The following is a 5,578-nucleotide window of genomic DNA, read 5'->3' as shown; positions in this document are numbered from 1 at the left end:
CTGGGGCGGCAGCAGGCGGGGCAGCACGCGCTCGGCCAGGTCGAGCACGGTGGCTTGCACCTCGCGGTGCAGCAGGTCGTTGGCGAATTCGCAGCCGATCAGGCCGGCGCCCAAAATGGCCACGCGCTTGACCGGCTGGCCGCCGGGGCCTGCGGTGTCCAGCGCCTCGGCGAAGCGGGCGAAGTCGTCCAGGTCGTTGACCGACAGCACGGTGCCGGCGGCGTCGCCTTCCAGGGGCAGGCGGATCGGGTCGGCGCCCAGGGCCAGCACCAGGTCACGGTAGGGCAGGAGCTCGCCGCTCGAGAGCGTGAGCGTGCGGGCGGCGGTGTCCACCTTCGTCACGCTGGTGCGGGCCAGCACGCGCAGCTTGACCTCGTCGGCCATTTTTTCAGCCGACTTGGTGACCAGCGAGGCGGCCGTTTTCTTGCCCGCCAGGGCGTTCGAGAGCATGGGCTTGGAATAGAAACCCGCCTCGTCGCGGCTGATCACCACGATGGGCACTTCCGCATCGGCCTTGCGCAGCTCACGCGCCACGTTGTAGCCCGCCAGCCCGGAGCCGACGATGACGACCGCTTCACTCATGCCCGCTGCTCCCAATCAGATCTCGATCATTTCGAAGTCGGACTTGCCGACACCGCAGTCCGGGCATTCCCAGTCGGCGGGCACGTCTTCCCATTTGGTCCCGGGGGCAATGCCGTCTTCGGGGGCACCTTTGGCTTCGTCGTAAACGTAGCCGCACACAACACACTGGTAGGTCTTCATGATTTCTTCCAAAAACGGGGGTGGATTCTGGGGCCAAGGCTGGCCTGGGCCGGGGTGCGATGGCGTCAAAAGGGCAGCCGAGGCGTCAAAACGGCGTCTGACGCCAAGGTGTCGGCGTTCGACTGGCCGACGGGAGGGCGAGGCAGGAGGTCAGTCGGGGGCGTCCAGCAGGTCTTCGGTGGTGGGCTTGGCCTCCACCCGGTAATGTTCCGATGCCCAGGCGCCCAGGTCGATGGCTTTGCAGCCTTTGCTGCAGAACGGGCGATACGGGTTGTCGGTGCTGTAGACGTGCGTGACGCCGCAGGACGGGCAACGCACCTGGGGGCCGGCGCTGGCGGCGCCTTCGTTCGGATGCTGGGGCGGGGTGGGCACGGCGAGGGCTCGCGGGCAGCAAGGCGGTAGAGAAGGGGCGAAAGCCTGGGCAAGGTCCGCGCCGTTCAGGCGCAAAGCGTCAACTCGAAGCTCGCGTCCGTGTCTGAGGCGATCTTGAGCTTGCCGTCGGCGTCGGGACGCATCAGGCGGATGGACACCATCAGGCGGTTGGCGCTGATCTCGGGAACCAGGCCCAGCGCCGGGTCGATGCGCAGGCGCAGCAGGTGGAAGCTGCGAGAGTCTTTCAGGTTTTGCTGGTACTGCCCGCAAGGCGCGGCAACCATGTGCGGGTGGCCGCCATCGCGTTGCAGGCCCAGCACCAGGCGAACGGCCTCGGCGAAGGGCGCCAGCGTGCCGGCCCACTGCTGCAGGTCTTCCTGGCGTTTGGCGGCTGGCTCGTGTTGCCAGGCGTAGTACGAGGGCAGGTCGAACTCGCAGGTGCCGCCGGGGATGCTGATGCGGCTGCGGATGCCCATGAGCCAGTCGTTGGCGGCCAGCGCCTGACCGGCCTTGCCGGGCACCTGGTTGAGCGCGTGGTGGATGCGCTCGATGCGAGCGAGCACCTCGTCGAGCGCGGCTTCCTGGATGGCGGGGTTGCCGCGGTAGGCCATGAACTGCTGCTTGTGGCGATCGAGGTCGCGCAGCAGGTCGCTCTTCAAGTCGGCGCGGGCGGCCACGTCCATGATCTCGAAGATGGTGGCCAGCGCGAAGTGGTGATCGACGGGGTCTTGCCGCCAGATCAACACCCCGAGGCGGTCGAAGAGGTGCTCGAGCCGCAACGTCGTGCGGATGCTTTCGCCGAAGGGGTATTCGTAGAGGATCAACGCGCCACCTGAAACCTGCAAGCCGGGTCAGCTGCCATTGTTCCACAAGCGCCAGAGCTTGCCGACCTCGTCGCGAAGTTCTTCCAGGCTCAGGCCCTCGTTGAGGATGACGTGGTCGGCGATGGCGCGGCGCGTTTCGCGCGTGGCCTGCTTGGCCAGCACGGCTTCCACCGCCTCACGCGGCCAACCGGAGCGCACCATCACGCGGGCGATCTGGGTCTCGGGTTCGGTGTCGATGACCAGGATGTGGTCGACCTTGTCGCGCCAGCGCCGCCCCGACTCGGCCATCAGGGGCACGTCATAGACGATGTGTTGTCCGGGCGCCGCAATGCGGGCGTGTGCGTCGGCTTGCTGCCCGATCAGTGGATGCAGGATGCCTTCGAGGCGGGCCAGCGCTGCCGGGTCGGCGAAGGCCAGCTCGCGCATGCGGGCGCGGTCCATCGCGCCTTGGGCGTCGATCAGGTGCTCGCCGAAGTGCTCGGCGATGTGCGGGATGGCGCCGCCGCCGGGCGCGGTCAGCGACCGTGAGATGGCGTCGGTGTCCACCAGGTGCGCGCCGAGGTCCGTCAGCATCTGGCTGACGGTGGACTTGCCGCTGCCGATGCCCCCCGTCAGACCGATGACCAGGCCCTGGCCATGCGGGTGTCGAGAGCCGGCTGGTGGCTGTTGGCCGGGCATGGCGGCCCTCAGGCCCAGCCCAACCAACCCAGCACCCTGGGTGAGCCGGCCAGCGTAACCACCAGGCCGGCACCGGCCAGGAAGGGCCCGAAAGGCACGTAAACGCCTTCGCGCAGCTTGCCCGAGACCTTCATGCCGATGCCCACCAGCGCGCCGATGACCGAGGAGCCCAGGATGATGGGCAGGATCATGGGCCAGCCCAGCCAGGCGCCCAGCGCGGCCAGCAGCTTGAAGTCGCCGTGACCCATGCCCTCCTTGCCGGTGGCCAGCTTGAAGAACCAGTACACGCTCCACAGCGAGAGGTAGCCCGCCACGGCGCCCCAAAGGGCGTCAATCAAGGGCAGGTTCCAGCCCAGCGCCGAGGCCACGAGGCCAGCCCACAGCAGGGGCAGCGTCAGGTCGTCGGGCAGCAAGGTGGTGTCCCAGTCGATGGCCGAGGCAGCCACCAGCACGGCCACGAAGCCGCACCACAGCAAGGTGGTGGGTTGCGCGCCGAACTGCAGGCCGCAAGCGGCGAACAGGGCGGCCGTCAGCAGCTCGATGAAGGGGTAGCGCACCGAGATGCTGGTGCCGCAGGCGGAACATTTGCCACGCAGCACCAGCCAGCTCACCAGCGGGATGTTCTCGAACCAGCGGATCTGGTGGCCACAGGCGGGGCAACGCGAGGCCGGCTTGGACAGCGTGAGTGCCTCGGCGGGCTCCGGCTCTTTGACCTCTTGGCCCAGGGTGTAAGCGGCGTCCAGCTTCCACTGCTGCTCCAGCATCTTGGGCAGGCGGTGGATGACCACGTTCAGGAAGCTGCCCACGCACAGGCCCAGCACAGCCAGGCCCCAGGGCGTGAGGATGACGCCGGTGAAAACCGGCCAGAAGGCGTCAGACGACATCGGGGGTAAAACGGGGGCGAGCGACGTCAGACCACCTGACCCAGCTTGAAGATCGGCAGGTACATCGAGACGACGATGCCGCCGATGATGGTGCCCAGGATCACGATGATGAAAGGCTCCATCAGGCTGGACAGCGCCTTGACGGCTTCGTCGACTTCCGCTTCGTAGAAGTCGGCGGCCTTGCCCAGCATCTGGTCGAGCGAGCCGGACTCTTCACCAATCGCCGACATCTGCAGCACCATGTTCGGGAACAGGTTCGCCGCCTGCATGGCGTTGGTCAGGCTGGTGCCGGTGGAGACGTCTTTCTGGATCTGCTCGGTGGCTTCGGCGAAAACGGCGTTGCCGGCGGCGCCCCCCACGGAGTCAAGCGCTTCAACCAGGGGCACGCCGGCGGCGAACATGGTCGAGAGCGTGCGCGTCCAGCGCGCGGTGGCCGACTTGAAGAGCAGGTCACCGAAGACGGGCATTTTCAGCAGCATGCGGTCCATGCGCTTTTGCATGGCTTCGGAGCGCTTCCAGGTCTGGAGGAAGAAGTAGATGCCGCCTCCGATGGCGCCGAAGATGGCCCACCAGTACTTCACGAAGATCTCGGACATGGCCATCACGAACAGCGTGGGGGCCGGCAGGTCGGCGCCGAAAGAGGTGAACACCTCCTTGAAGGCCGGGATCACGAAAATCATGATCACCGCGACCACGATGAAAGCCACGACCAGCACGGCGATCGGGTAGGTCAGGGCAGATTTGATCTTCTGCTTGATGGCGATCGTCTTTTCTTGATAAAGCGCCAGGCGATCGAGCAGGGTCTCCAAAATACCCGCTGCTTCACCGGCTTCCACCAGGTTGCAGTACAGGGCGTCGAAGTACATCGGGTGCTTGCGGAAGGCCTGCGACAGGCTGGTGCCGGTTTCCACGTCGCCGCGGATGTCGTTGAGCAGCTTGGTGACCTTGGGGTTGGTGCTGCCGCGCGCAACGATGTCGAAGGACTGCAGCAGCGGCACACCGGCCTTCATCATCGTGGCCAGCTGGCGCGTGAAGATGGCGATGTCTTTCGGCTTGATGCTGCCGCCGCCACCCATGCGGCGCTTCTTGACCTTCTGCACCAGGATGCCCTGGCGGCGCAGCGTGGCGCCCACCATGGCTTCGCCGCCCGCGCGCATCTCGCCCCGGACGATCTTGCCCTGGCGGTCCTTGCCTTCCCATTCGTAGATGGTTTCCTGGACCTGCGATTTCTTGGCTGCTGCCGTGGCCATGTCGGAACTCCGTGACTGATGTCGGCTGGTGAGCTGACTTAAGGGGCGTGAGGGGCGCTGATGCGGTGGCTCATTCGTTGGTCACCGAGATGACCTCTTCGAGCGAGGTCAGGCCTGCCTTGACCTTCACGAGCCCGGATTCGCGCAAGTCTCGCACGCCTTCCCGCTTGGCTTGCTCAGCAATATCCATCGCTGTCCCCTGACTGAGGATGATTCGTTGGATTTCCTCACTGATGGGCATGACCTGGTAAATGCCGACGCGACCTTTGTAACCGTTGTTACAAGCCGAACAGCCAATCGCCTTGTAGGGCTTCCAGGTGCCGTCCAGGTCGGCTTCCTTGAAGCCGGCCTTGAGCATGGCCTCGCGCGGGTAATCGGCAGGGGCCTTGCAGGTGTCGCACAGCTTGCGCGCCAGGCGCTGGGCCGTGATCAGGATGACCGAGGAGGCGATGTTGAACGGCGCCACGCCCATGTTCATCAGGCGGGTCAGGGTGGTGGGCGCGTCGTTGGTGTGCAGGGTGGACATCACCATGTGGCCGGTCTGGGCGGCCTTGATGGCGATGTCGGCGGTCTCCAGGTCGCGGATTTCGCCGACCATGATCACGTCCGGGTCCTGGCGCAGGAACGCGCGCAGCGCGGCGGCGAAGGTCATGCCGCGCTTGACGTTCATCTGCACCTGGTTGATGCCCGGCACGCGGATTTCGACCGGGTCCTCGACGGTGGAGATGTTGCGGTTCTCGTCGTTGAGGATGTTGAGCGCCGTGTAGAGCGAAACCGTCTTGCCCGAGCCGGTGGGGCCGGTGACCAG

General features: G+C 66.1%; 8 protein-coding genes. All 8 read right to left on the bottom strand.

Going from position 1 to position 5,578, the window contains the following annotated elements; all coding sequences use genetic code 11:
- A partial coding sequence (locus B2W70_RS04680) for an NAD(P)/FAD-dependent oxidoreductase (RefSeq protein WP_286743345.1) occupies positions 1 to 582 on the bottom strand: 582 nt, incomplete at its 3' end.
- A gap of 15 nt (positions 583 to 597) precedes the next feature.
- Entirely contained in the window at positions 598 to 762 is a 165-nt protein-coding gene (locus B2W70_RS04675) for a rubredoxin (RefSeq protein WP_058088132.1), read from the bottom strand.
- A 150-nt stretch (positions 763 to 912) separates the two neighbouring features.
- Positions 913 to 1,134 carry a DNA gyrase inhibitor YacG gene (locus B2W70_RS04670; RefSeq protein ID WP_137841901.1) on the bottom strand — a complete coding sequence of 74 codons (222 nt, stop codon included), beginning with the start codon at positions 1,132 to 1,134 and terminating at the stop codon, positions 913 to 915.
- A gap of 65 nt (positions 1,135 to 1,199) precedes the next feature.
- Positions 1,200 to 1,958, bottom strand: a complete 759-nt coding sequence (zapD, locus tag B2W70_RS04665; protein ID WP_286743341.1) for a cell division protein ZapD — start codon at positions 1,956 to 1,958, stop codon at positions 1,200 to 1,202.
- Between the two features lie 27 nt (positions 1,959 to 1,985).
- Complete coding sequence (gene coaE, locus B2W70_RS04660) at positions 1,986 to 2,636, bottom strand: dephospho-CoA kinase (protein ID WP_286743338.1); 651 nt, start codon at positions 2,634 to 2,636, stop codon at positions 1,986 to 1,988.
- A gap of 8 nt (positions 2,637 to 2,644) precedes the next feature.
- The gene (locus B2W70_RS04655; RefSeq protein ID WP_286743335.1) at positions 2,645 to 3,520 is read right to left on the bottom strand and encodes a prepilin peptidase; all 876 of its coding nucleotides are present in this window, start codon (positions 3,518 to 3,520) and stop codon (positions 2,645 to 2,647) included.
- Positions 3,521 to 3,546: 26 nt separating this feature from the next.
- Entirely contained in the window at positions 3,547 to 4,770 is a 1,224-nt protein-coding gene (locus B2W70_RS04650) for a type II secretion system F family protein (protein WP_286743333.1), read from the bottom strand.
- 70 nt (positions 4,771 to 4,840) lie between these two features.
- A partial coding sequence (locus B2W70_RS04645) for an ATPase, T2SS/T4P/T4SS family (protein ID WP_286743330.1) occupies positions 4,841 to 5,578 on the bottom strand: 738 nt, incomplete at its 5' end.

This window comes from Aquabacterium sp. UBA2148 (assembly GCF_002328915.1).
GTDB lineage: Bacteria > Pseudomonadota > Gammaproteobacteria > Burkholderiales > Burkholderiaceae_C > Aquabacterium > Aquabacterium parvum.
The sequence above is the reverse complement of the archived record's forward strand: the minus strand, read 5'-3'. Positions and strand labels throughout refer to the sequence as shown.